The organism is Geobacillus jurassicus NBRC 107829 (assembly GCF_001544315.1).
GTDB lineage: Bacteria > Bacillota > Bacilli > Bacillales > Anoxybacillaceae > Geobacillus > Geobacillus jurassicus.
The window spans coordinates 65,559-88,914 of record NZ_BCQG01000002.1 but is presented as its reverse complement, the minus strand read 5'-3'; the positions used below and the strand labels follow the sequence as shown (position 1 = coordinate 88,914).

At 49.4% G+C, this 23,356-nt stretch carries 12 protein-coding genes and 2 CRISPR repeat arrays; of the genes, 9 read left to right on the top strand and 3 right to left on the bottom strand.

Annotated elements, in window-relative coordinates:
* Genes GJ1_RS01065 through GJ1_RS01055 form a run of 3 tightly spaced genes read left to right on the top strand, consistent with a single transcriptional unit; the run spans position 1 to position 6,519 of the window.
* A complete protein-coding gene (locus tag GJ1_RS01065; protein ID WP_066227297.1) occupies positions 1-1,197 on the top strand; it encodes a TIGR02678 family protein in 1,197 nt (398 codons plus the stop codon).
* Positions 1,157-5,278, top strand: a complete 4,122-nt coding sequence (locus GJ1_RS01060) for a TIGR02680 family protein (protein WP_066227294.1) — start codon at positions 1,157-1,159, stop codon at positions 5,276-5,278. The genes GJ1_RS01065 and GJ1_RS01060 overlap by 41 nt, the downstream gene beginning before the upstream one ends.
* Entirely contained in the window at positions 5,275-6,519 is a 1,245-nt protein-coding gene (locus GJ1_RS01055) for a TIGR02679 family protein (protein WP_066227291.1), read from the top strand. The genes GJ1_RS01060 and GJ1_RS01055 overlap by 4 nt, the downstream gene beginning before the upstream one ends.
* A 24-nt stretch (positions 6,520-6,543) precedes the next feature.
* A CRISPR array of direct repeats spans positions 6,544-7,697; the repeat unit is 36 nt; unit sequence GTCATAGTTCCCCTGAGATTATCGCTGTGGTATAAT.
* Between the two features lie 101 nt (positions 7,698-7,798).
* Here GJ1_RS01055 and cas2 read toward each other — a convergent pair.
* The 3 genes from cas2 to cas9 are packed head-to-tail and all read right to left on the bottom strand — an operon-like array spanning position 7,799 to position 12,204.
* Positions 7,799-8,107, bottom strand: a complete 309-nt coding sequence (gene cas2, locus GJ1_RS01050) for a CRISPR-associated endonuclease Cas2 (RefSeq protein WP_023633352.1) — start codon at positions 8,105-8,107, stop codon at positions 7,799-7,801.
* Between the two features lie 4 nt (positions 8,108-8,111).
* Positions 8,112-9,011, bottom strand: coding sequence for a type II CRISPR-associated endonuclease Cas1 (gene cas1, locus GJ1_RS01045; protein WP_066227288.1), 900 nt, complete (start codon positions 9,009-9,011; stop codon positions 8,112-8,114).
* Positions 8,941-12,204 carry a type II CRISPR RNA-guided endonuclease Cas9 gene (gene cas9 / locus GJ1_RS01040; RefSeq protein ID WP_066227285.1) on the bottom strand — a complete coding sequence of 1,088 codons (3,264 nt, stop codon included), beginning with the start codon at positions 12,202-12,204 and terminating at the stop codon, positions 8,941-8,943. The genes cas1 and cas9 overlap by 71 nt, the downstream gene beginning before the upstream one ends.
* A 1,310-nt stretch (positions 12,205-13,514) precedes the next feature.
* Here cas9 and cas6 point away from each other — a divergent pair.
* The 6 genes from cas6 to GJ1_RS01005 all read left to right on the top strand — a co-directional run bounded on the left by cas6 (position 13,515) and on the right by GJ1_RS01005 (position 23,355).
* Positions 13,515-14,249: a CRISPR-associated endoribonuclease Cas6 gene (cas6, locus tag GJ1_RS01030; protein ID WP_066227281.1), complete on the top strand. Its 735-nt coding sequence runs from the start codon at positions 13,515-13,517 to the stop codon at positions 14,247-14,249.
* A gap of 17 nt (positions 14,250-14,266) precedes the next feature.
* Positions 14,267-16,324: a TM1802 family CRISPR-associated protein gene (locus GJ1_RS01025; protein ID WP_066227278.1), complete on the top strand. Its 2,058-nt coding sequence runs from the start codon at positions 14,267-14,269 to the stop codon at positions 16,322-16,324.
* Positions 16,325-16,360: 36 nt separating this feature from the next.
* Positions 16,361-17,425, top strand: a complete 1,065-nt coding sequence (locus GJ1_RS01020) for a CRISPR-associated protein (RefSeq protein ID WP_066227274.1) — start codon at positions 16,361-16,363, stop codon at positions 17,423-17,425.
* A gap of 2 nt (positions 17,426-17,427) precedes the next feature.
* Positions 17,428-18,192: a CRISPR-associated protein Cas5 gene (gene cas5, locus GJ1_RS01015; RefSeq protein WP_066227271.1), complete on the top strand. Its 765-nt coding sequence runs from the start codon at positions 17,428-17,430 to the stop codon at positions 18,190-18,192.
* Between the two features lie 62 nt (positions 18,193-18,254).
* A complete protein-coding gene (locus tag GJ1_RS01010) occupies positions 18,255-20,663 on the top strand; it encodes a CRISPR-associated helicase/endonuclease Cas3 (protein WP_066227268.1) in 2,409 nt (802 codons plus the stop codon).
* Between the two features lie 209 nt (positions 20,664-20,872).
* Positions 20,873-22,022: a CRISPR direct-repeat array (repeat unit 30 nt; unit sequence GTTTTTATCGTACCTATGAGGGATTGAAAC).
* Between the two features lie 286 nt (positions 22,023-22,308).
* Complete coding sequence (locus tag GJ1_RS01005) at positions 22,309-23,355, top strand: DmpA family aminopeptidase (protein ID WP_066227265.1); 1,047 nt, start codon at positions 22,309-22,311, stop codon at positions 23,353-23,355.
* Position 23,356: the final 1 nt, after the last annotated feature.

Below are 23,356 nucleotides of genomic sequence, written 5' to 3'. Positions count from 1 at the left end.
GTGGAGTCGGCGTTTGACGACAAAGCGAAAGAAGCGCTCGCCGCGCTGTTTGAACAGTTTTGGATCGTTCGTGACAAAGAGCCGGAGCTGTACCAGCTCGTCCGCGAGCGTGAACATGTGCTCAAGCGATACGTTGAGGAAAAGTTCGGCTATCGGCTCATCGTCCACCGCTATTTCGCCAAACTGGAGAAAATCCCAGCTGATCCCGAGCCGTGGATGGGAATCGAAACGTTTCAAGAGCCGCTTGATTATGCATTGTTTTGCTGCTTGATGGCGTATTTGGAAGGCAAGGCGGTGGAAGAAAAGTTTTTGCTTTCTGACGTATGCGAGGAAATCCGCGCCATGTATCCGGGCGACGTGCCGCTCGATTGGACGAACTACTCGCACCGGCGCGCGCTCATTCGTGTGTTGAAAACGGCCGAACAAATCGGGCTCATCCGCCGAATGGACGGGGAGATTGAGGCGTTCGCCCATCATGTGGAGGAAGAGGCGCTGTACGAAGTGCCAGTGCTGGCCCGTTATTTTATGCGCACATATCCGAAAGATTTGCTGCAATATGAATCGATCGACGAATTGCTCGCTGAGGAATGGAAAGCGGCGCCGCAAGACTATCGGCGCCATCGCCTGTATCGAAAGCTGTTTTTATCCCCGGCGGTGTATCGGACGGAGGGAGACGAGCAAGATTTTTACTACTTGCGCAACTTCCGCCATCGATTGCGCGACGATATCGAAGCGCATACGCCGTTTCATTACGAGCTGTATAAAAACGCCGCGATGCTGACATTGCCGGAGCGGCAGGCGCCGTACAACGTATTTCCCGACCAGAAAGGGACGTCGGAGATCATTCTTCATTTTGCCGCTTTGGTGCGCGAGCGGTTGGAGTTGTTTCCACCTGATGAGTACGGCCGCATCCAGTTGACGCCAGAGCAGTTTTCCGCTTGGCTTGTCGACTGCCGCCGCCGCTATGGGGCTGGGTGGGGGAAAACGTACCGCGACATGTCGTCCGCTGAGCTTGTCCGCGAGGTGCTTTCGGCGTTGAAAGAATGGCGCATGGCTGATGTGGAACACGACACCGGAACGATCGTCCTCTATCCGCTCCTCGGGCGGCTTTGCGGGCGGTATCCGGATGATTTTGACGCGAAAGAGGGGGAAGATGATGGCCAATCCGTGGGTGCTCCATCGCGCCGGGCTGATTAATTTCTGGTATTACGATGAGCAATATTTCTATTTCGCCGATGGCAAGCTGCTGTTAAGAGGAAGCAACGGGGCGGGCAAGTCGGTGACGATGCAAAGCTTGATCCCCGTGCTTTTGGACGGCAAAAAGACGCCCGATCGGCTCGACCCGTTCGGCTCGCGAGCGCGGCGGATGGAAGACTACTTGCTTGGAGAAAAAGATGTCGTGGACCGCGATGAACGGACGGGGTATTTGTTTTTGGAATATAAGCGAAAAGAATCCGACCAGTACGTCACAACCGGCATCGGCTTGCGCGCGAAGCGGCAAAAAAGCCTCGACTTCTGGGGGTTTGTCATTTTCGACAACCGCCGCATCGGGCATGATATCACCCTATATAAAAAGGAAAAAACTGGGGAGAAAATCCCGTTAACGAAACGTGAGCTGGCCGCAACGCTTGGCGTGGGCGGAACGGTCGTCGAGACGCAAAAAGACTATATGGAGCTCGTCAATAAACATGTGTTTCGCTTTGAATCGCTTGAGGCGTTTCAAGAATTGATCGAGTTGCTCATTCAACTGCGCAGCCCGAAGCTGTCAAAAGACTTTAAGCCGACAGTCATCTATGAAATTTTGGAAAGCTCGCTGCCTCCGTTGACCGATGATGAACTTCGCCATTTGTCCGAGACGATCGAAAACATGGATCAAGCGAAACAGCAACTCGAGCAGCTCGAGCGCGACGAACGGTCGTTGAAGCGTTTGTGCGACCAATACCGCCAGTACAATGAATATATGATTGCAGAAAAAGCGATGGAATACGAGAAAGCAGCGAAACAAGCCGAACAGCTTGCCGCCGAGCAGCACCGCCGCCGAAGCGAAGAGGAGCAGGCGCAGAAGGGGCTTGCCGAGCTTGACGAGAAAATCACGAGCCTTCGCCGCGAAGAAGACGTGCTGCGGGCGCGCGAAATCGACTTGGCTGGCCATGAGGTGTTCCGGCAAGCAGACAAGTGCGAAGAGCTCAAAGCCGAGCGGAAGCGTCTGCAAGAACGGCGGGAGCGGCACGAACGGGCGATCGAGGAAAAAGAACGGCTTGGGCGGCAGCACCGCCGCCGCCTCGATGAAGCGGAAGCACGGGCCGATGAAATCGAACGCGCTCTTGAGGATGAACTCGAACAGCTGCGCGCTGATGCCGAAGAAGGCGCGTTCTCCAGCCATGCGGTGAACGAAGACGATTTTCTCCGCCATCGCCGAAAGCAGCAGGAATTTCTGTTCGCCGCTTGGAAGCGGGAAGCGGATCTCCATATCGAGCGGCTCGAGGAGCTGGCCCATCTTTGGCGCCGTCATGACGATTTGAAAGGGCGCTATGAGGAGGCGAGCAAAGAAGCGGGCGAATTGCAGCGGGAAGTGGACGAATGGCGCCACCAGCAGCGAAAGTGGGATGAACTGCTCGAGCAAGAAAAAGAGCGCTTTGAACAGCAGGTGCTCGCCTGGCTCGAGAGGGAAGAAATCGAGGTTTCGGAAGCGGATATTCAGGCGTTTCTGCGGCAAGTGAGCGCCATCTATGAGCGGTATTCGATCGATGACATCAAGCGCCCGTTCGCTGAAGCGTATTACGCCGCCATCGGCAAGAAGAACGACGAGAAGTGGCGGATGGAACATGAGATCCGTCTGCTGGACAGCGAACTGGTGGACCGTGAAGCCGAACTTCGCCATTGGCGAGACGAACGAGACCCCGAGCCGGAGCGCGACGAGCAAACCGCCGCCGCCCGCGCCGAACTCAAGCGGCAAGGGGTGGCCTTTGTCCCGTTCTATGCCGCCGTTGAATTTGTCGACCATGTGCCAGAGAACGTGCGCGAGCGGATCGAATCAGCGCTCTCGCACGCCGGGCTGCTCGATGCGCTCATCGCGGACCGCGATGTCGATGTGGTTTGCGACCGCGTGCTCATTCCGAACCCTGTCCATATGGCGCATACACTCGCCGACTATTTGCGTCCCGATGCGGACGCGCCCGTGTCTGCTGAGCGGATTGATGACGTTCTCCGAAGCATCGTCATCACCGATGCGGAACAAGAAGGAGGCATGGCGCTCGATGAGGCGGGTCGCTATGCGATCGGCCTGTTGCGTGGGCACGCGCCAGTGAGAGAGCAGGCGATGTTTATCGGCCGCACGGCGAGAGAACGGTGGCGGATGGAGAAAATCGCGGCGCTGGAAGAAGAAATCGCCGCGTTGCGGCGCCAGCGCGACCGTTTGCGGACGGAACATGAATCAGTCGAAGCCGCCATTGCCGCGCTTGCGGACTGGTTTGCCGCGTTTCCATCCGACCGCGATGTGCGCACGGCGTTTGAGGAACGCGAGGAAGCCCGCCGCCAGGCCGAAAGCAAAGAACGAGACTGGAAGCGGCAAGAAGAAAAAGCCGCCCGCTTGGCCCGAGAGTGGCAACAGTTGAAACAGACGCTGCGTGAACAGTCGGCGGGGCTTGATTTGGCATTTTCTCCGGACGGCTGCGAACAAGCACGGCTGGTCATGAAATCGTACGTCCGCCACTTGCACGAGCTGGAAGTCCATTATCGCGAGGCGTGCCATATCGCAGCAATGATCACCCAGCAACAAGAGCGGCTGGCGGCGCTGACCGAAGAGATCGATGAGGCCAAAGGAGAGCGAAATCGGCTACTCGATGAAGAGGAACGGCTGGCTTTGCGAATTTCGGAAATGGAACGGACGCTTGCGCAAATGGGAGCGGACGACATTCGCGCGGAAATCGCCCGCATTCGGGAACGGCTCGCTGCGTTGCGCGGCGAAATTCCGCGGCTTGTCAACGAACGGGCGCGGACGGAACAGCAGTTGGCGTTCGTCCGCGCAGAATTGGAAAAAGGAGAGAAACGGGAAGCATTCGCCCGCAGGCTTGCCGCCATGTGGGAAGAGTCGTTCGCCCGCGAAGCGGCGCTCGGGTTGGTGGAACTAGACCGCTCGCGTTCGCTTCCGGAACAGGCGAAAGAAGCGAAACGACGGTATGAAGCGGTGCTGAAAGAGACGCGCTCCTCGCTTCTCGCCCGACTGAACACCGTCTTTTTCCAAGAGTCGTCCAACTTGACCGAATACCGGGCGACGCTCGAGCGGCTGCCGGATGACGGAGATCACGAATGGATCACATCCGCACCAGACGACGAAATGGCGATGAAAGCGGCGGACTGGCGGGAAAAACAGGAGCGCCACGTCATTTTCCTCGACTACAAAGGCCAGCGCGCCACGCCGTTTGCGGTGTTGGCGGAAGTGGAACGCGACATCGTCTTGCAGCACGAATATATGAAAGAACAAGACCGCGAGCTGTATGAGGACGTCATTTTAAAATCGGTCGGCCGCATTTTGCGCAGCCGCATCCAGCGCGCCGAGCGGTGGGTGAGCGATATGAACAAGCTGATGGGCGGGCTTGATACGTCATCAGGACTCGTGTTGTCCATTCAATGGAAACCGAAAACGGCAGAAACGGAAGCGGAGCTCGACACGAAGGAGTTGGTCCGCCTGTTGCGGATCGATCCGCGGTTGTTGAAAGAGGAAGATTTGCAGCGGGTGACGAACCACTTCCGCTCGAAAATCGCCCGTGCCCGCGAACTGCTTGAGGAGCGCGGTCAAGGCAACACGCTTCATCAAATCATAAAAGAAGTGCTTGACTATCGAAAATGGTTTGCGTTCACCCTTTATTACGAAAAAGCGAACGAGCCGAAACGCGAGCTGACGAACCATCGCTTTTACCAATTCAGCGGTGGGGAAAAGGCGATGGCGATGTACATCCCGCTCTTTGCCGCGGCGTATTCACGTTACCAGGAAGCGGGCGATGACGCGCCGTACATCATCTCGCTCGACGAGGCGTTCGCTGGCGTCGATGAAAACAACATCCGCAACCTATTCGGCCTTGTCGAACAGCTCGGCTTTAACTACATCATGAACTCGCAGGCGCTCTGGGGCGACTACGACACCGTGCCCGCTTTATCCATTTGTGAGCTCGTCCGCCCGCGCAATGCGTCGTTTGTCACCGTCATTCATTATCGTTGGAATGGGCGCGTCAAACAGCTCGTCACCGATGACCAAGAATGGGAGATGATCGAGACGTGAGCACAGCCAAGGAAGCATCCGCCTTTTTCCGCTCTGAGCCAGCGTTCCACCGCCTATTGGTCGAGATGAAGCGCAAGTACGAGTCGCTCGGCCGCGTTGGCGGCACGGTTTCGTTGGCGGCGTTTTCCGATGAAGAGCGGGAGACGATCGCCGCCTTTTTCGGCAAAGACGTCTCGCGCGTCTCCCTCTCTGATTTTGAAAAACAGCTCGAACAAACGCGGTTCGCAGGCATTGGGCTTGTGGAACTGCTCGAACAATATTTCGGCGAGAGGCTCGTGTCAAAAAGAGAACAGCGGCAAGCGGCGGAAGAAGAAAGGGAGCGGTTTTTCGCGCGCCTTGTGAAGGAGCATCATTGGGTTGAGGCGGTTCGCAGCCAGCGCTTCGTCCAAGCGGCGTACGAAACCGACCGCAACGGCCTTGAGGCCGCCGTCCGCCTTGTCGGCGCCGCTCTGCGCCGCCTGCCGCTCTCTTCGTACATGCGCCTCCCGCTCTTTGCCCAGCAAGTGGCAGGCGATCCGCATGCGTTCGATTTGCCCACGCTTTCCGGCAAACTGTTGTTAGCCGCCTTGCAAGCGACTGTACCGGGCGAGTGGGATGTGGCGTCGGTCGAGAGCGTCAATGAATTGTTGCAGTCAGTCGGGCTGCTCCGTGAGGATATATTGAACTTTGTCACGTGCGCCAACATCCTAGCGGAAACGGAAAACGGTTCCCATCCCGTCTTTTCCGCCGCCGCGGAAACAAACGCGGCGCTGAACGTGCCGCTGCGGGAAGTGCTGCCGCTTGCGCGCGCCTATCCTGCCCGCGGCGGGACGGTGTACATTGTGGAAAACGCTGGTGTTTTCTCCACGTTGCTTGACACCCGCGCCCCGCTTGTGAGCACAAACGGGCAAATGAACTTGGCGACGATGAAACTGCTGGATTTGCTCGCTGCCTCTGGCGCGCGCCTGCTTTACTCCGGCGATTTTGACCCGGAAGGATTGGCCATGGCCGAACGATTGCTTGAACGGTACGGCTCGGCCGTCGCACTCTGGCGCTTTTCCTTGGACGATTACGTGGCGGCCAACCCAGCGATCGAACTTCCACCTGAGCGGCTCGCCAAACTCGCATCGATCTCGGCAGAGGACTTGCTTCCGGTGAAAGAAGAGATGAAGCGGCGCAAAAAGGCGGGGTATCAAGAGGCGATTATCGGGAGGTTGGAGGGGGATATAGAGAAGGACGGGGCGAACAAGTCCTTTCCTTAGCAGGATGGGGATAATGGAAGAAGCGTCATAGTTCCCCTGAGATTATCGCTGTGGTATAATTTGATCGGAGCAATCGTTGTAAAATTTAAAGTCATAGTTCCCCTGAGATTATCGCTGTGGTATAATGGCGGTCATGGCGTGGACGGAATGGCGTCGGTCATAGTTCCCCTGAGATTATCGCTGTGGTATAATCAAGTCTAAGAACAGGTTTCCTTGGATCAGGTCATAGTTCCCCTGAGATTATCGCTGTGGTATAATAATTCATTTGTATTAAAATCATACATATCTGTCATAGTTCCCCTGAGATTATCGCTGTGGTATAATAATTCATTTGTATTAAAATCATACATATCTGTCATAGTTCCCCTGAGATTATCGCTGTGGTATAATAGGTGTGCATGTCTGAGGAATACAAGCGGTGTCATAGTTCCCCTGAGATTATCGCTGTGGTATAATCGCACTCACCAATGACTCGCGGTTCCTCAAGTCATAGTTCCCCTGAGATTATCGCTGTGGTATAATAAAAATGCGCGACAATGAAGCGTTTGTATTGTCATAGTTCCCCTGAGATTATCGCTGTGGTATAATATAAGCAATATAAAGACACTGTGAGCCATTGTCATAGTTCCCCTGAGATTATCGCTGTGGTATAATGGAGTACTGACTTGTCCTCCGTGGGACAGGTCATAGTTCCCCTGAGATTATCGCTGTGGTATAATTCTGAACGGAGAGGGATTTAAATGGATGCGTCATAGTTCCCCTGAGATTATCGCTGTGGTATAATGCGTGTCGCGAAACTTGAGGCAGACATGGTGTCATAGTTCCCCTGAGATTATCGCTGTGGTATAATTATAATCAGAAAAAGGAAATAACATAGGAGGTCATAGTTCCCCTGAGATTATCGCTGTGGTATAATGACGATTAGTTCAGTGTTAGCCTTGCGAAGGTCATAGTTCCCCTGAGATTATCGCTGTGGTATAATGGTGGCGGTTTGAAAAGGGGGTTAATCGGGTCATAGTTCCCCTGAGATTATCGCTGTGGTATAATATACGTGGTCTTGTCGAGTACGAGGTGAAGGTCATAGTTCCCCTGAGATTATCGCTGTGGTATAATAAATTAAAAAAGCTATGTACACAACAGCTGTCATAGTTCCCCTGAGATTATCGCTGTGGTATAATACGTATCCAAAAAAGCCTGCTATCTCAAGGATCGCAGGCTTTTTTGCTTTCAAAAAATGCAAATGTGCTTATGCAAAAAAGGGGAACCATTCCCGTTTTTTTTAAAAAAGCGTCAGCTGGGTGGATGTGATTTTCTTTTCTTGTGCTGTCGGCTCCCCAAGAAGCAGCTGCATTTTTGCGTACTGCTTTTCCGTTACGACCATTGCCCGAATCGATCCTCGAGGGGGTAAGTTGCGTTTTAACCTTGCTAGGTGTTTGTCCGTTGCTTCGTGTCCATGGCAGACGCGGCTGTAGACCGAAAACTGCAACATATCGTACCCTTCGTTTAGCAGGAATGTGCGAAATCGCCGGTATTCGCGCTTCTCCCGATTGGTCACGACGGGAAGGTCAAAAAAGACGAGCAATCGCATAAACTTACTCATACACGTGCAGTTGCAATGGGAGAAGTTCCGGCAATTTCAACAACGAAGGGTCTTGGCTTCGGCTTGCGGTGACGAAGCTTTTTGTCATTTCTTCCACCGCGTTCACGACGGTCAGCTTTTCTCCATTCAATAGTATGTCCATATTGGCCAAATTATATAAGTCTGCCCGAACGGACGGAGAAAATTCATCATCCAGTTGAATGTGTTGGGCCACGTATAGGTCGACGAGCGGGCGCAGTACTTCCATAAAGTCATCAGCGAGATTAAATTTGTTCAACTCGTTATCGTGGTAAATTCCTAAGCACGGGAAAAAACCATACCCGACGAGAGAGCGGGCGACCAGTCCCCGCATAATGGCGTATCCGTAATTTAAAGAAGCGTTCACCACTGAGTCGCTTCGTCGGGTAAATTCACTGCCAAATAAATACTGGAAGTACTTTTTGGCTCCATACGCTTCACGGTTATTGCTGTCTCCAGAGTCGACGGTTTTGCTGATGCGGTATAGCTCGTCGGCTCCTTCTTTGTGAAGGAACTCTAGGCATTTTCCTTGGTTGACCAACTTTTGGATGACAATTCGCTGCCAAATTCGCTTTTTAAAAGGTTTGGAGTAGGCGTACTGCATGTGCAGCACGCCTACTTGCCGGGAATGTTTTTGGAACGGCTGTAATATTCCGTTTGGCAGACGCTTTTGATCGCAAGTGAACAGGGTGATGTTATACTCCGCCATTTTGCTTAAGGCGGCTGCTGTCACGCTGACCGCTTGCTCTTCAATCACAATGGAACAAATATCTTCTAATGGGATAGAAACTTTTTCTTCTTGTTCAATCACGAGTTGATTGTAACGGACGGACAGTTTCCCCGGTTTTCGAATGAGCAGATGACGCCAACCCAACTCTCTTTTCCCCTCTCACTTTGTAGATGTTGCCGAGTACATCTACTTGGTATTTCTCGAATCGTTTGAGGGTTCTTGAACCGACGCCTGAGAGGGAGAAGCTACAGTCATGGCTGACTAATTCCAGTCCTGCTGTTCCCGAATGAATGGTTTTATAGTAGGCAAAAAGATCCTTAATTTTGATTTCCTCGCCCCCGGCGGTTTTGATTGTTTTTTCCCGAGGAAGCTCAATGCGGATGAGATCATTCGGATATAAGCTGAATCGGAACGTATAGTCTTCCGTCATTTCCTTCCACTCAGAGTACGGTTTGTTTGGCTCAATGGATTTGTTTGGCAAAACACCTTTCATGATGTCCATTGTGTAGACGGGAACGCAATAGTATTTGCCGTCTTTCTCGAATACATCGACCCGGACGATGTTGCTGTTGTAGGCGACGGTTTTGCCGTCATTTAGCGGGATGACTTGGTTTTTCGTGTCGATGATTTTCACTGTCCGAATGATGGGCCCGGGTTCCCCGTTCTTTTTCGGCTTGTACAGAGGTTCCTGGAACGCCTTTTTCGGATCGTTGTTATGCTCAAGCAGACGCTGGCGGATCGCTTCATATGTCCGCGGATCGCTTTCTTTGCCGTACATCGGGAAATGCCCTGTCTCATCCAGTTTAATTTCGGACAGTTTCGTTTTGACAACGGTTTGGATTTTCCCGCTCCGCTCATCGATGCCGATGTATCGCCGTAACGTTTCTTGATGAGCCGCCCCTGTAACGCTCCGCTTCGGCATTCGGGATACAAAAACCGGCTGCAACGATTCGAGTTTCTGATCATCATAATTTCCAAGATTGAGAGCTTTTATACTCTCTTTCGGATTTTTTGATAAACGTGCCCGCAGTTCATCGGCGAAGTGCGGCCAAGGTTGCGGAAAGTGCGGTTCTGCTTTCTTGGCCGATTCTTTACATTGCTCGCGCCGTTGATAAAAGGCGGTGACTCGGGCAATATCGCTTGGCGATGTACAGGCGACGATCGCGGCATCGACGGCATGATGCAAATCCGATTCTTCACGGTTTTTGTTGAAATCCCAGCGGCTTCGCAAATGGGCGGTAACGCGGCCGTTGACCGTATATACTTTTTGCTTATCATCACTTTCGGCGAATTTGAGATGCTCACGAATAAAGTTGGCGAAAAAGCGTGAAATGTACCGGGTGTCATTTAAGTTTCGGTTTTTCCATTCCGCTTCTTCGTTTTCATCGTAATGGAGCCGGAGCAGCCGATCCCGTTTCTTTTTGGAAAACTGCTTGTTCGTTAATACAAACGTCTTGAACTGTTGCCAGCGTTCTGTGCCTACTCCTAAATACTCGGCAGGGATGCGGTTGCCTTTTTCGCGGTTTTCTTTTGTCAATACCAACACTTTATTTGTATAACTGTCGTCCAAGCTTCGGCTATACGGGATGACGTGATCCACTTCTACATAACCTGGTTCAAGCAGCCGCTCAATTTCAATCGGTTGAAGCGAGTAGGCGCATCTCCCATTTTGTTCGCTCCAAAGTTTGAACTTGACAATGTCATGGCCGGTTGGATTTATCGTCAAGCCATATTCCATCAGCTGGCGAATGGCCGTCTCGTTTTTCTTCCGGTTTTCATCTTGTTCTCTTTTGGTTTTCCGCCGCTCGTCAAACGTTTGTGATAAATCGCGGGCTAATTCGATATGAATGGATACCGGCGAACCGTACTTTTTGATAATGGCGTTCACCACTTTCCTCGCCTGTGTCAATGCGCGCATGACGACCGGATTGGCGATCGGCGGAATGTTCGGGAGCAATAATGTTTTTTGTTTTTTCTTTGGCCCCGTAAATGTGTACCCTGCCCGCTCACAAGCAACTGAGTAGACCTCGCCTTGTTCCATATAAGGAAGAATGTTGCGAAGCGCCTTTAGCGACAGATGGCCGAATTTTGTGAATGACAAGTTCAATAGTTCCTCAATTAGCTCGTTGTCATATACCTTGTTCGCTAAATTTGGCATCCGTTTTCCGTTTTGTTCATATTCGTTTCGCAAGTAACTGCGAATGTCGGCATCATCTTTAAACAACGTCAGGGCGTAACCGAATGTATCAAAATCGATGGGGAGGAATGAACTTGACTTCCCCTTCCCATAAACTTTATCGACGGCTTTCCGAATTTGATGATAGGCGTCGAGTTCAAGGAAGCGGATCGTTTCGCTTTGCTTTAACGGTGCGCCCCGGTCATAGACAATGCCTTTAAAATAGGTGTCATCGGGCAAATGGAGCAACGTCCGTATATCATGATAGGTGATTTTGTTTTTATGGAACGCTTGTTCATACAAAAGACGGCGTTCCTCATCCGTGAGTCCCCGTGTGCCTGTCGGGGAGACGAGCCGTAATTTATTGATGTGCTCCCAAGCAACGAACGATTGGAATGTGTACGTTGCTTTCGGCGCCCGCTTTTCTTTTGGTTCAAATGTGCAAAAACCGACTTTTTTCTCGATGTCATTTTTAGAAGCAAAAGGGCGCTGTGATGCCCAAATCATGATATATTCGTTTTCGAATGTCTCTGTGCAAACGATGTTCCCGTATTCGCGCTGTTTGGTGAAAATTAGTTTGATTTCCCGTTCGAGATCGTCACGGGCGATGGTGTTCGTGTAATTTTCTCCTTTATTGCGTTTGTGAAATGCAAATTTTGGATCTTTTACGATCATTTCGGCAACGGTTCGGTAGCCTGAGAGAATGGCTCGGTTTTCTTCGATGTGTTTGAGCATGGTGCTATTTTCTTTGTTGTTGCGCTCGCTTTTGCGATTGGATTTAAAACCGCGCCGTTTGGCCAAGTGAAGAAGGACGCGGGCCAACTCATCATTGTTTAATTTTCGATCCAATGCCTCTACGCGCAACTGCCAGACATCTATTTCATGTTTCTCCTCAAACAGCTTGTCCAGTTCTTCTTTCGTTAAAATTCCTTCGCGGATGAGAAGACGGCGAATGCGTTCCAGCCGATGCTTGCGGCGGCGCAGGCGACGTCGAGCCGAGCGGGCGAGGCGCCGCGGGAGAGCTAGTGATTCTCCCGTTTGCGGGTTTTCCGCTCTGTCAAAAATGCGGACTCCTAAATCTTCAATGCGAGGAATGTCCAAATTAATGACTGCCCAACCGACAGAGGTAATGCCGATATCAAGGCCGATTTTATGTCTCACTTGTATCCCCTCCCAATGAATATTGCTATGTAGTAAAAAAGACCTTAGCGTTTTCCGCCAAGGTCTGATTTTGCGCAAGGATGGGGAATGCCCGCCAAAAGCGGGCGACAGGCGATCCCCAACGCCGCGGGTCAGTCTGCCCTAGGCAGAAAGCCCTTATCATAGTAACCCTGAGATCATTGCTGTGGTATGATCTTATTGCTATAATAATAAATATATTTGGAAAATTCAAGGCCTTTTTTTCATATTTCTATACTTTTTGGCAATGCTTAAAGCAAGGTGAAGAATGCAGAACAAGTTTTTATCGTACCTATGAGGGATTGAAACAGTGGCAATGGGAAGATAATTCCTATTCGGATGACGAATCGTCAAGATTGTTCTAAAGTGCAGTGCTATGAGTCAGAGCCATTTTATATAGATGCAATTTGAAGCTTTAACATTTGTAGCTTTTACCGAGCATTTGATCGACTGTCGAAGGCAAGCCTGTGGCTTGCCTTCGACAGTCGAAAAATGGACAAGCCACTTTTCCGTCAAGGATATGTTAAACTTTTTCGTTGCATTTATCCTGAAAATACTTAAATTCCAAAATGTATAAAATTAAAATGTTCGACAGAAGGGTATTTTCATCCTTCCGATGGCGCCGAAATTTTTTCGGCATGGGGGTCTATATAGGATATCGTGCACGAAGGAAAAATAGACATCGCGAAGAGAATGTTGGCCAAGGGGCATGATGTGAAGATCTTTCACGAACTGACTGGGTTGCCAGTTGAGCGGATTGAAAAAGATGAAGGAATAAGCTGGGGAAGTATGGACAGGCCACCCGAGTCTAACCCGTACGTTGTCGTCGACCCTCAATCGCGCAAAAATCCCGGGGGATCGACGACAATTGTTTTTTACGCCAAATCCCTACAGCCATTACGGACAAAAATTGACGGAATTTTTAAAATATGATATTCTGAAGATAGCCCGAAAAGAAAAAGCTTGATATTATGCGCGGTTTTGGGGTATTTATCGTATCTATGAGGGATTGAAACATTCTAACAGTGTCGATGTGTGGCAGGATTTAGATTGTATTTATCGTATCTATGAGGGATTGAAACCCGACAGGAATGGGGAAAACGCTGGCAGGCCTTCACGTTTTTATCGTAACCTATGAGGGATTAAAACCGTTTTTAGGATAGTGGCAGCGAAAAAGGAGATTTTGCGTCATATCTTTCCATCACATCCCTGAAAATGAAATAAGGTATGAATAGTTTGAAGTGCACATATATAATCGTATACATAAACCTGCAAATGTCGGAGGAGGAAACATGCACATCACAATTACGTTGCAAAGTGACACTCCTTGGGAGATTCCAGTCAATTACAACCATTTCCTGCAAGCGGCGATTTATCGCCACCTTAGTCCGGAATTCGCTGAGTTTCTTCACAATCAAGGGTATATCGTAGATCGTCGACGGTTTGCCCTCTTCTCGTTCTCGCGTTTAATAGGCCCTCATGATTATGTCTCTGCATCCAAAATGTTAGTCTTTCAAAACACGGCCAAACTCATGCTGTCCTCACCGATTGAGCAGTTTATACGGGAAATCACCCAAGTTTTGCTCATGGAAGGAATACGCATCGGAAGCCAGTTTTTGCGTGTCACATCCATCCAAACCGAGATTTTTAAAGTTGAGAAATCTGTCATTGAAGTGGAGACGCTTTCGCCAGTGGTCGCTTATTCCACGTTATTGCGGTCGGATGGGCGAAGATATACGAAATACTTTCATCCGGGGGAAAAAGATTTTCAACGAATCATTTCTGACAACCTGGTGAGGAAAGCCAAGCTGATATACGGAACGGATCTCACGTTTGCGCCTGTCTCTATTGATTCAATCGGAGATTTCCGTAAACAGATCGTGCTTTACAAAAACACCATTATTGAAGCGTACAACGGGAAATTTATCCTTGAGGGGGATTCTCGTCTGTTGCAAGCTGCTGTTGATGCAGGTCTTGGTGGTAAAAATTCATGCGGATTCGGCTGTATCCGCCCCATCAGCCGTTAATCAGGAGGTGTCCGTTCGTGAATCTGCCGCAGCTGACAGCGTATCTCGGGTCGTTAGTGCCTGCGGATTATGACCCGCTTGCGTCGAAGGTGAAATCGCTTAAAACGAAGATCAAATCGGAAGAAAGGCCGTATGCAGTTTTTTTGACGTTCGACCTAGAGAGACGGGTCATTCGGATCGAAGACCCCATTCCGTATTCTCAAGACACATTGTATGAATACGGGTATTTTGGAAATAACGATGCAGCCACCTTGCAAAGTTATCTCGTGAGAGAAGTGGAATCACTACATTATCTCTTGACAAGTGTATGGAACGATTTGCAACTAGCTCTTCGGAAACAGCATATGGAAGATTCTCAATTGTCAAAATGGATCGCGAAAATGGAAGCGGCTGAATTGATTGTCACTGGCAACAAAAAAGGGAGCGGAAAGGTGCGCTTGGATCGCTTTCAGCTCCCGGATTCTCTTGAGGGGAAATCCGTCATTTTGCAGAAGGAGAACCAAACCATCTGCGTCGGTTCCCAAGAGTTCAAGTATGAGGCTTTTGTTCGCGCAATGTTGGAGCACGAAAATAAAAAAGACCGATTTGTGTTAGTGATCCCTGCTGTATTTGAGCAAGGAATTCGTATTGTCCTGTCGCAGCATGAAGACTATCGAACATTGGTGCGAAAAATCAACAATTTAGAGTTGCCGAATGAGCGGGAGGAAGCATTACACTCGAGTGAACAGCGGGTGTGCCACGTATGCCAACAGCTGAAGCCCTCGGTGAAGAGTAAGTATACGACTCAATTTAGCCGAACTGGCATTAATAAAGTGTTTACTACCACTACGATCAACTCGGCGCGGTACAAGGCGGATGGGTACAATTACGATGACGCTTACGCAATATGCCTTGAGTGCTACCGGCATTTGGTCAACGGTGAGGCGCTGATTGAAAAACGGTTTAAAGGTTCAATTGCTAGGGAGAGCGCTTTTTTTCTCCCCGAAGGGCTGTTTGAGCCGTTTGATTACGACAGCATCGGCCGCATCAAAGACCAATTGGACTTTGCGTTTCAATGCAAAGCGGCAGAAGAGTGGATGAAAATGGTCGAGGCGGATGCGGAGTGGATGCAACGTCCTTACTTTGCCATCCACATTATCGTCTATCGGACGGATGGCGTTTCTTTCACTGTGTTGGAAACGATCGAAGATGTCCCTGCTTTGAGGTTCATGCAGGTTATGAAGACGGTCAGACAAGTAAGTGGGCAACTAAAACCATTTCTGAGAGGGATGTCGCTTGGCAACATATACCGCATGGTGCCGATCCGTGAAACGAAGAAGGGGGAGCAGGTGGATGTAGGCCGGGTTTTGTCAATTTACAAAGCCTTGTTTTCCGGCCATCGCATTCACTCGGAAACCTTGTTCAACTATGCCGCTGAGGCCCTAGATAAAGGGATGCAGCAACTATCCAAGGAAAAGATTGACAACTACCGCAACATGGGGTTGGAGCAGTACCATCCCGACAAAGCGGATCTTTTTATCCAGCGTATTGCCATGCAGTACTTGGCCTTTATTCAAGTTTTACATCAGTTGGCCATATTGGACAAACCTGTTTTTACACCATCATTCGGAACGGAGGAGCGAGACATGCAATCATATGACTCCGTGGAAGCGGTCGAACAGTTTCTTGATCGCCAAGGATTCAGTTCAGAAGCGAAGGCTTTATTTTACCTTGGGTGCATGATTCATCGTGTGGGGGTTGAACAGTATAAAAAAGGACACAAAACGAAACCCGTGCTCAAGAAGATTCATTTTCAAGGGATGTTGGCATCGGAAGTATATCGCCTGTACTACGATGTGTTGGACAAGTTGCGCCAGTATGATGCGTTTGATCGGTACAGCGAAGTGCTCATTGAGGGGTTTCACCGGCATTGTGGGACATTGAAGGAAAAAGAATGGCCATTGAGTGATCATGCTAATGTTTTTTATATCATGTCCGGCTACGCTTATCAGGTGGGGATTTTGGCTAACCATAAAGGGAAGAAGCAGGACGGCGATCAAACGGAATCCGATGCTGCTCCTGCTATGACGCCATAAAAAAGTTACCATGATGGGGAAAGGGGTTGTAGTTTGATGGTCATTCAGCAAAATAGCGATTTTCTGTTTCTCTTTGAAGCAGTCATGACCAATCCAAACGGAGATCCAGATCAAGAGAATAAGCCGCGCATGGATTATGAGACATCCACACTGTTGGTCAGCGAGGCGCGCCGCAAACGGGATTGTCGTGATTTCCTCAAACAAAAAGGATTTCCTATTTTTGTGGATACATTAGCTGACCGGAAAGTATCGGTTTCGCAAATGTTTGAGCATATCCGGGAACAGTGGATGCGGGATGCGGAACGGTTTCGTAATTTGCTTGGCGAACAGCCATTGATCGCTAAGGCTTGGAATGATCTAGTAGAGTCGGACGGTGATGATATCCTTTCTTTATATGATAAAGTGAAGGGGGATAAGAAGAAAAAGCAAGCGTTAACCGATTTTCACAATCTCTTCCTCACTGAAATCATTAAACGATCGCTAATCGATATTCGTCTGTTTGGCAGCGCGATGGCGGTGGAAAATGTATCTCGCACTTATACCGGACCGGTGCAGATTACTTGGGGGTATTCTCTTCATCCGGTTGAGCTGGTGAAATCCAATACGATCACGACCATCATGAGCGATGACAGCTCTACATTCGGAAAAAAGTACAAGGTACACTATGCCTGTGTCGCCCATTACGGCACTATCAACAAGTTTAACGCCCAACGAACCGGAATGAGCGAACAGGACCGGGAGATTTTCCGCAAAGCACTGGTGCAAGGGATGATGGCGAACCAGACTGACAGTAAACAAGGGCAAACCCCGCTCTGCTACTTGGAAGTCGTGTACACCCCGACATTTGATGGATATCTAGGCGACTTGCGTCGTTTTTTGCGAGTTGAGGTGGATGAAGACAGACCAATCCGCAGTCTTTCTGATCTACGTGTTGATTTTGCAGCCCTTGCATCAGTTCTAAAAGAGATGGAACAAAAAGGATATGTGGAACGTGTAATTGGCTGGATTCATCCGTTCGCGGATCGGCAATCACTGACGAAGATGCCAGATTTTGAGCCCATTGACTTGTGGGAGCCATTGACTGTATTTGGAGGTTCGTGAGCGTGCAAGTGTTGGAACTTCGGCTTTGCGGCAAGATGGCTCATTTTCGACGTTACTATTCTAATTCCTCGGCACTGTCCTATTCAGTCCCACCACGTACGACGATCATCGGCATTTTGGCAGGGCTGTTAGGATATGAGAGAGATTCTTATTACGAAGACTTTTCTTTGGACGAGTGCCAAATTGCTGTGTCCAGCCATGCGCCGATTAAGAAAATGATTCAGAAAGTGAATTTGCTAATGGTGAAAAAATGGGATGACTGCAACGGGTCTCAGGAAAACCATAGCCAGACGGCGACAGAGTTGGTCTTGCCCCAGGACATCCGCAACGGATACCTAGATTACCGAGTGTACATCTCTCATCGCAATCCGAAGATTATGCAACGATTGAAGGAGCTCATGGCTGTTTCTACATCGGGAGGCTACGGTAGTTTAGGAATCTCCGTGGCCCTGGGCACCGCTTACAACTTAGGGTGGCTGCAGTATGAAGGTGTCTGGGAAGGGGACGAAAGAAAAGAAGAGAAACCGGTGGCGGTGTCGTCCGTATTGCCTGTACACTCCGTGAAGAGGATTGACCTAGCGCCCGCGGCGGAAGGGTCTTACCGATTGGTTAAAGAGGATTTGCTTTTAGAATTTGACAGAGAACGGCGTTTGACGCCCCGGGGCAAAACGAGCGTGGTCATTAATATGAACAACTCTCCTATTTATGCAAACGTCAATTCTTATATAACCTTAAGCAACGGACGTAACATTGTCTGGATGCAATGAATGTGAGAACCGGCGACGCTCCATTGCGTTCCGGTTCTGTCCATTGGGGAGGAGGAATTTGGATGAAGTATTACGCCCACTATGATCGAGGGAGTGGGATATTCCATCTATTAGCTGAACATCTTCATAATGTGTCTCAAAATGGCCAACATGCTATTCCTCCTACCGTGGCCTTTCCTAGTTTGGAACATCAGGATGTGAAAGTTTTAGCAAAGACTCTTCTTTTTGTTCATGATATTGGGAAGTATACGGATTATTTTCAGTCGTATCTCACAGAGCAGAAAACGTCCAAACTGAGTAGTCATGCTCACATTTCCGCCTGTTTTGCACGGGCGTTTGTAAAAAGTTGTCTAGAACATGTTCCTGATCCTGAAAAACAGGTTTGGGCGTTCATCGCGTATCTTTGTGTGCGCTTTCACCATGGAAATCCTACCTTGAAAGAGTTGTTTTCGAATGACGTATGGTGGACTTTGGAGCAACAACATGCCAACCTCAGTCAAAAATGGATAGACGTTTTAACTGACCTTGGCTTGCAGGAGGATGAAGACTTTCTCCGGTTGCTGCAACATGTTGATTTATGTCAGTGGCGTTCTGATACCCGCTATTTTCTGCACATGCCCCAGCATATGAAAGGGCGATTGCGGAAAGATTACTGGTTTTTTGCTCTATATTACTTTTTTTCTCTGCTCATTGATTCCGATAAACTAGATTCCGGGGGGATCTTGCCTTCTGTTGTGAAGACAGTCCCTGCTGCAAGAGTGACCGACTACATTCGCGCTAAGCATGGAGGAGAGATATCTTCACCAATGACAGAGCAAAGGGAGAGAGCGCGCCAACAGATGCTATCTGTCTTGAAGGGGTTAGGGGATGAGCAAATTCGCAAGGAAAAATTTTTTACGATTACCGCTCCTACCGGGATCGGAAAAACGCTTGCGTCGTTGGAATGCGCCCTTTACCTACAGCAACGGATTGCTGAATTGGAGGGATACGTTCCACGGATTATCACTGCAATTCCTTTCATCAATATTATTGAGCAGAGCCGACAGGATTATGAGGCGGTGTTTGGGAAGGACATGCATGTGCTTGCGCATCATCGACTCGCAGATTTGTGCTTTTCTACTGAAGGGGACGAAGGGCTGCCGCTAGACCAACGCTTGTTACTAACGGAGGCATGGGAAGCCGATGTTGTATTGACAACGTTCGTCCAGCTGTTTCATTCGATCTTTACCAATCGGAACCGTCCGCTTAAGAAATTTCATAAACTGGCTGGAAGCATTATTATTCTAGATGAAGTGCAGGCGCTTCCTGAAAAATACATGCCACTCATAGGGGCGGTATTGAGAAAAATCGCAGAGTACTATGGAACCCGATTCATTCTAATGACCGCCACTCATCCTCAATTGTTGGAGCTCGGGGATCGATTGCTTGGTCAATCGTTCTGTAAGCCTGTAGAGTTGCTGCCTAGCTATAGAGAATATTTCGCCAGCTTGACTCGCACTAGGCTCATTTCACAAATCGGACGTAAAAGAAACGGTGAAGAGTTTTTTAACCTCTTTCTTGATACTTGGCAACCGCATCAATCAGCACTGATTGTAGTGAATACTATTCGGAGAAGCAAGGAGATTTATCAATTACTGAAGAAGGCTCATTCAGAAGGAATATTGGGGAATGTAGAAATTTTTTATTTGTCGACCAATATCGTTCCTTGGCAACGAAGTCAAGTAATCGAGGCAGTGAAGGAACGGTTGGATGATCGGAACGGAAATCCTGTGATTTTGGTGTCAACCCAAGCGATTGAGGCAGGGGTCGATTTGAACTTTGATATTGGATATCGCGATCTCGCTCCATTGGAATCAATTATCCAAACAGCCGGCAGGGTAAATCGTAGTGGAGAGAGGGGGGAACTTTGTCCAGTGTACATAGTGAAGCTTGGTAATGATGCACAATATATATATGGCTCTCATCATCTCAATTGGACAAAGAAGATATTTGATATGTATGAAGAAATTCCTGAACCGCTCTTTCCCAGTTTGCTGTTTGACTACTATCAGAAATTAGCAGAACATCTTCCAATGGATGCTTCGCGTGATCTATGGAGTGAGGCTGTTTGTGGCCTTGACTTGGACAAACTTAATGAATTTCAATTGATTGAGACGGACGGAGTTGCTGATGTGTTTGTTGAATTAACAAAAGAGGCAACTAAGTTAGCTGATGAGTATGAGCGTATTATGACAGCGAAAAATATGCCTATTTACGAAAAAAAGGCGGTTCTCCGCCGTATAACAACAGCGATGGGCCAATATATGGTTCAAATAAGGGTTAACCGATTGATGAACAGTCAGCTAGCGGAGTTTGTTACTCGTGGAGGTGTCAAGGGGAATTTCTTTTGGGTGCCGCCCAATGAAGTGGATAAATTTTACGACATGCAGACTGGTTTCAAAGACGAAAGTGGAGCGGCGTATTTGTATTAAGGGATGAATAGGTAGAGGGTGACGATTTAAAGTTGTGTTACTGTCGTCGACCTCCAATCGTGCAAAAAACCCGGGGGATCGACGACAATGTTCTTTTGCGTCAAAATCCTACAACCATCACGGCCGAACCGTATTGACAGAATTTTTGAAACGTTATATTCTGGAAACAGCCCAGAGGGAAAAAGCTTGATTTGATGCGCATGGTTTGGGTTTTTATCGTACCTATGAGGGATTGAAACATCTCCCTTTCTTATCACTTTTTCCGCGTCCACATCGGTTTTTATCGTACCTATGAGGGATTGAAACCAAGGAACAGAAAAACAAGTTGCTTGGGCTCTGAAGGTTTTTATCGTACCTATGAGGGATTGAAACTATTCACGAAAAAACGCGTTATTCCGACGCTCATCCGTTTTTATCGTACCTATGAGGGATTGAAACACCGACACGATGATTAATGACGCAATGCAAAAAATCGTTTTTATCGTACCTATGAGGGATTGAAACAGAAGCACTGACAGGGGATATATGGGCAATTCAGTGGTTTTTATCGTACCTATGAGGGATTGAAACACGTGTTAACATCGCTTTCTCTATATCGAGTTCGGGGTTTTTATCGTACCTATGAGGGATTGAAACCAGACTCATGGATATACGTGTATCCATGGTCGTTTTCGTTTTTATCGTACCTATGAGGGATTGAAACACGATCCCGGAAGTGGTCGTCAACCGCATCATGGAGTTTTTATCGTACCTATGAGGGATTGAAACATGTCTGCCCGTAGGATGACGTTGACATTAAATTTAGTTTTTATCGTACCTATGAGGGATTGAAACGACATTTTCGTCCACCTCCATCATTTTCCATGACCGTTTTTATCGTACCTATGAGGGATTGAAACAAACATCTATTTTCATTCGCCAATTCCCCAATCTCGTTTTTATCGTACCTATGAGGGATTGAAACTTTTCCAACTCTTCCCGCTCTTGTCCAAGAGCGAAGCGAGTTTTTATCGTACCTATGAGGGATTGAAACCTTGAACAACAACCAAATCGGGCAAGCGGAATTTTGTTTTTATCGTACCTATGAGGGATTGAAACAATCAAACGCCGCATCGTATCGTATTTGAATACTTGTTTTTATCGTACCTATGAGGGATTGAAACGATACACCGATCACAGAAGTCAAGGAAATCTATGAGGTTTTTATCGTACCTATGAGGGATTGAAACCTATCATCGCCCAGAAATTCGAGCGATGGCATTGGGTTTTTATCGTACCTATGAGGGATTGAAACGCGTTCATAATTCCAGCAACAAGGTCAGCTTGCAAGTTTTTATCGTACCTATGAGGGATTGAAACTACGGTCCAAGATCCGCGGCTGTGAGTCGTTTGCATGTGTTCCTCGTACCTGCCGACAGGCTAGTTATCTTTTTTTTCCGCTTTTGTTGTCTTTGTTTGAGATGTGAGGGCCTGCCCGTCCCCTCCCATTGAAATCCTCGCCACGGGTCAAGGTGTTTCTTCTCCTGCTTTCTGCTCCCCTCTCGCAGCTGCCTTGTTCGATGCGGTATACTTGATAGAAGGAGCAACGTTGGTTTGCTTCCGGATGGACGTTTGTGGCAAGCAAAGGGAAGAAAGGGGAATGGGGATGCGCTGCAAGCTTCGCGATCTCGGGTTTTCCATCGGTACGCTTCCGGTGGGGAGGCGGAATCAAATCACGGATGTGTCAGGGGTTCGGGTTGGGCATGTGACGATTCGGGAAGATATGGATGAGCGAACGGCGATCCGCACCGGAGTGACGGCGGTGCTGCCGCACGGGGGCAACTGGTTTTTGGAGAAAGTGCCTGCCGCTTGTTTTGTGTTGAACGGGTTTGGGAAAACGGCCGGGTTGGTGCAAGTCGAGGAGCTCGGGGTGATCGAGTCGCCGATTATGCTGACGAATACGTTCAGCGTCGGGGCGGTTTGGCAAGGGACGCTGGAATATATGTTGGAGGCGACGCCAGAGATCGGGGATGTGACGGGGTCGGTCAACATTGTCGTCGGCGAATGCAATGACGGCTACTTGAACACGGCGCGGGTGATGGCGGTGACGAAAGAGCATGCAAAAGCGGCGATTGCCGCGGCGCGCGTGGAGATGGAAGAAGGGGCGGTCGGGGCAGGAACAGGGATGATGTGTTTCGGTTGGAAAGGGGGCGTCGGCAGCTCGTCGCGGGTCGTGGGCGGGGGATATACGGTCGGGGCGCTTGTCGTGAGCAATTTCGGTCGGCGCGGGGAGCTGCGGTTCGTGCCATATGTGCCGCCGTCGTTCGATGAACGGGACGTGCCGCCTGGGTCGATTATGATGATCGTCGCGACTGATGCGCCGCTTGATGCGCGGCAGTTGAAGCGGCTGGCGCGGCGGGCGGCGGTGGGGCTCGGGCGGACGGGAAGCTGCGTCCATCACGGGAGCGGCGATATTGTGATTGCGTTTTCCAATGCTTATACGATCCCCCATTTCTCTGATTCGGTTCTACAATCCGTTCCGCCGCTCGTCCGCGACGATGCGCCGCTGATGAACGAGTTGTTTCAAGCCGCGATCGAGGCGGTGGAAGAAGCGATTTGGAATTCGCTCACAACGGCGGAGACGACGACGGGGCGGAACGGACGCATTGGGGAGGCGATGCCGTATTCGCTGCTTCGACGGACGGAAAAATGAT

Bases quoted from the DNA above. Each gene is read 5' to 3' on its own strand.
- GJ1_RS01060 (WP_066227294.1), top strand. From the start codon at position 1,157: ATGGCCAATCCGTGGGTGCTCCATCGCGCCGGGCTGATTAATTTCTGG.
- cas2 (WP_023633352.1), bottom strand. From the start codon at position 8,107: ATGCGATTGCTCGTCTTTTTTGACCTTCCCGTCGTGACCAATCGGGAG.
- cas6 (WP_066227281.1), top strand. From the start codon at position 13,515: ATGCACATCACAATTACGTTGCAAAGTGACACTCCTTGGGAGATTCCA.
- GJ1_RS01020 (WP_066227274.1), top strand. From the start codon at position 16,361: ATGGTCATTCAGCAAAATAGCGATTTTCTGTTTCTCTTTGAAGCAGTC.
- GJ1_RS01010 (WP_066227268.1), top strand. From the start codon at position 18,255: ATGAAGTATTACGCCCACTATGATCGAGGGAGTGGGATATTCCATCTA.
- GJ1_RS01005 (WP_066227265.1), top strand. From the start codon at position 22,309: ATGCGCTGCAAGCTTCGCGATCTCGGGTTTTCCATCGGTACGCTTCCG.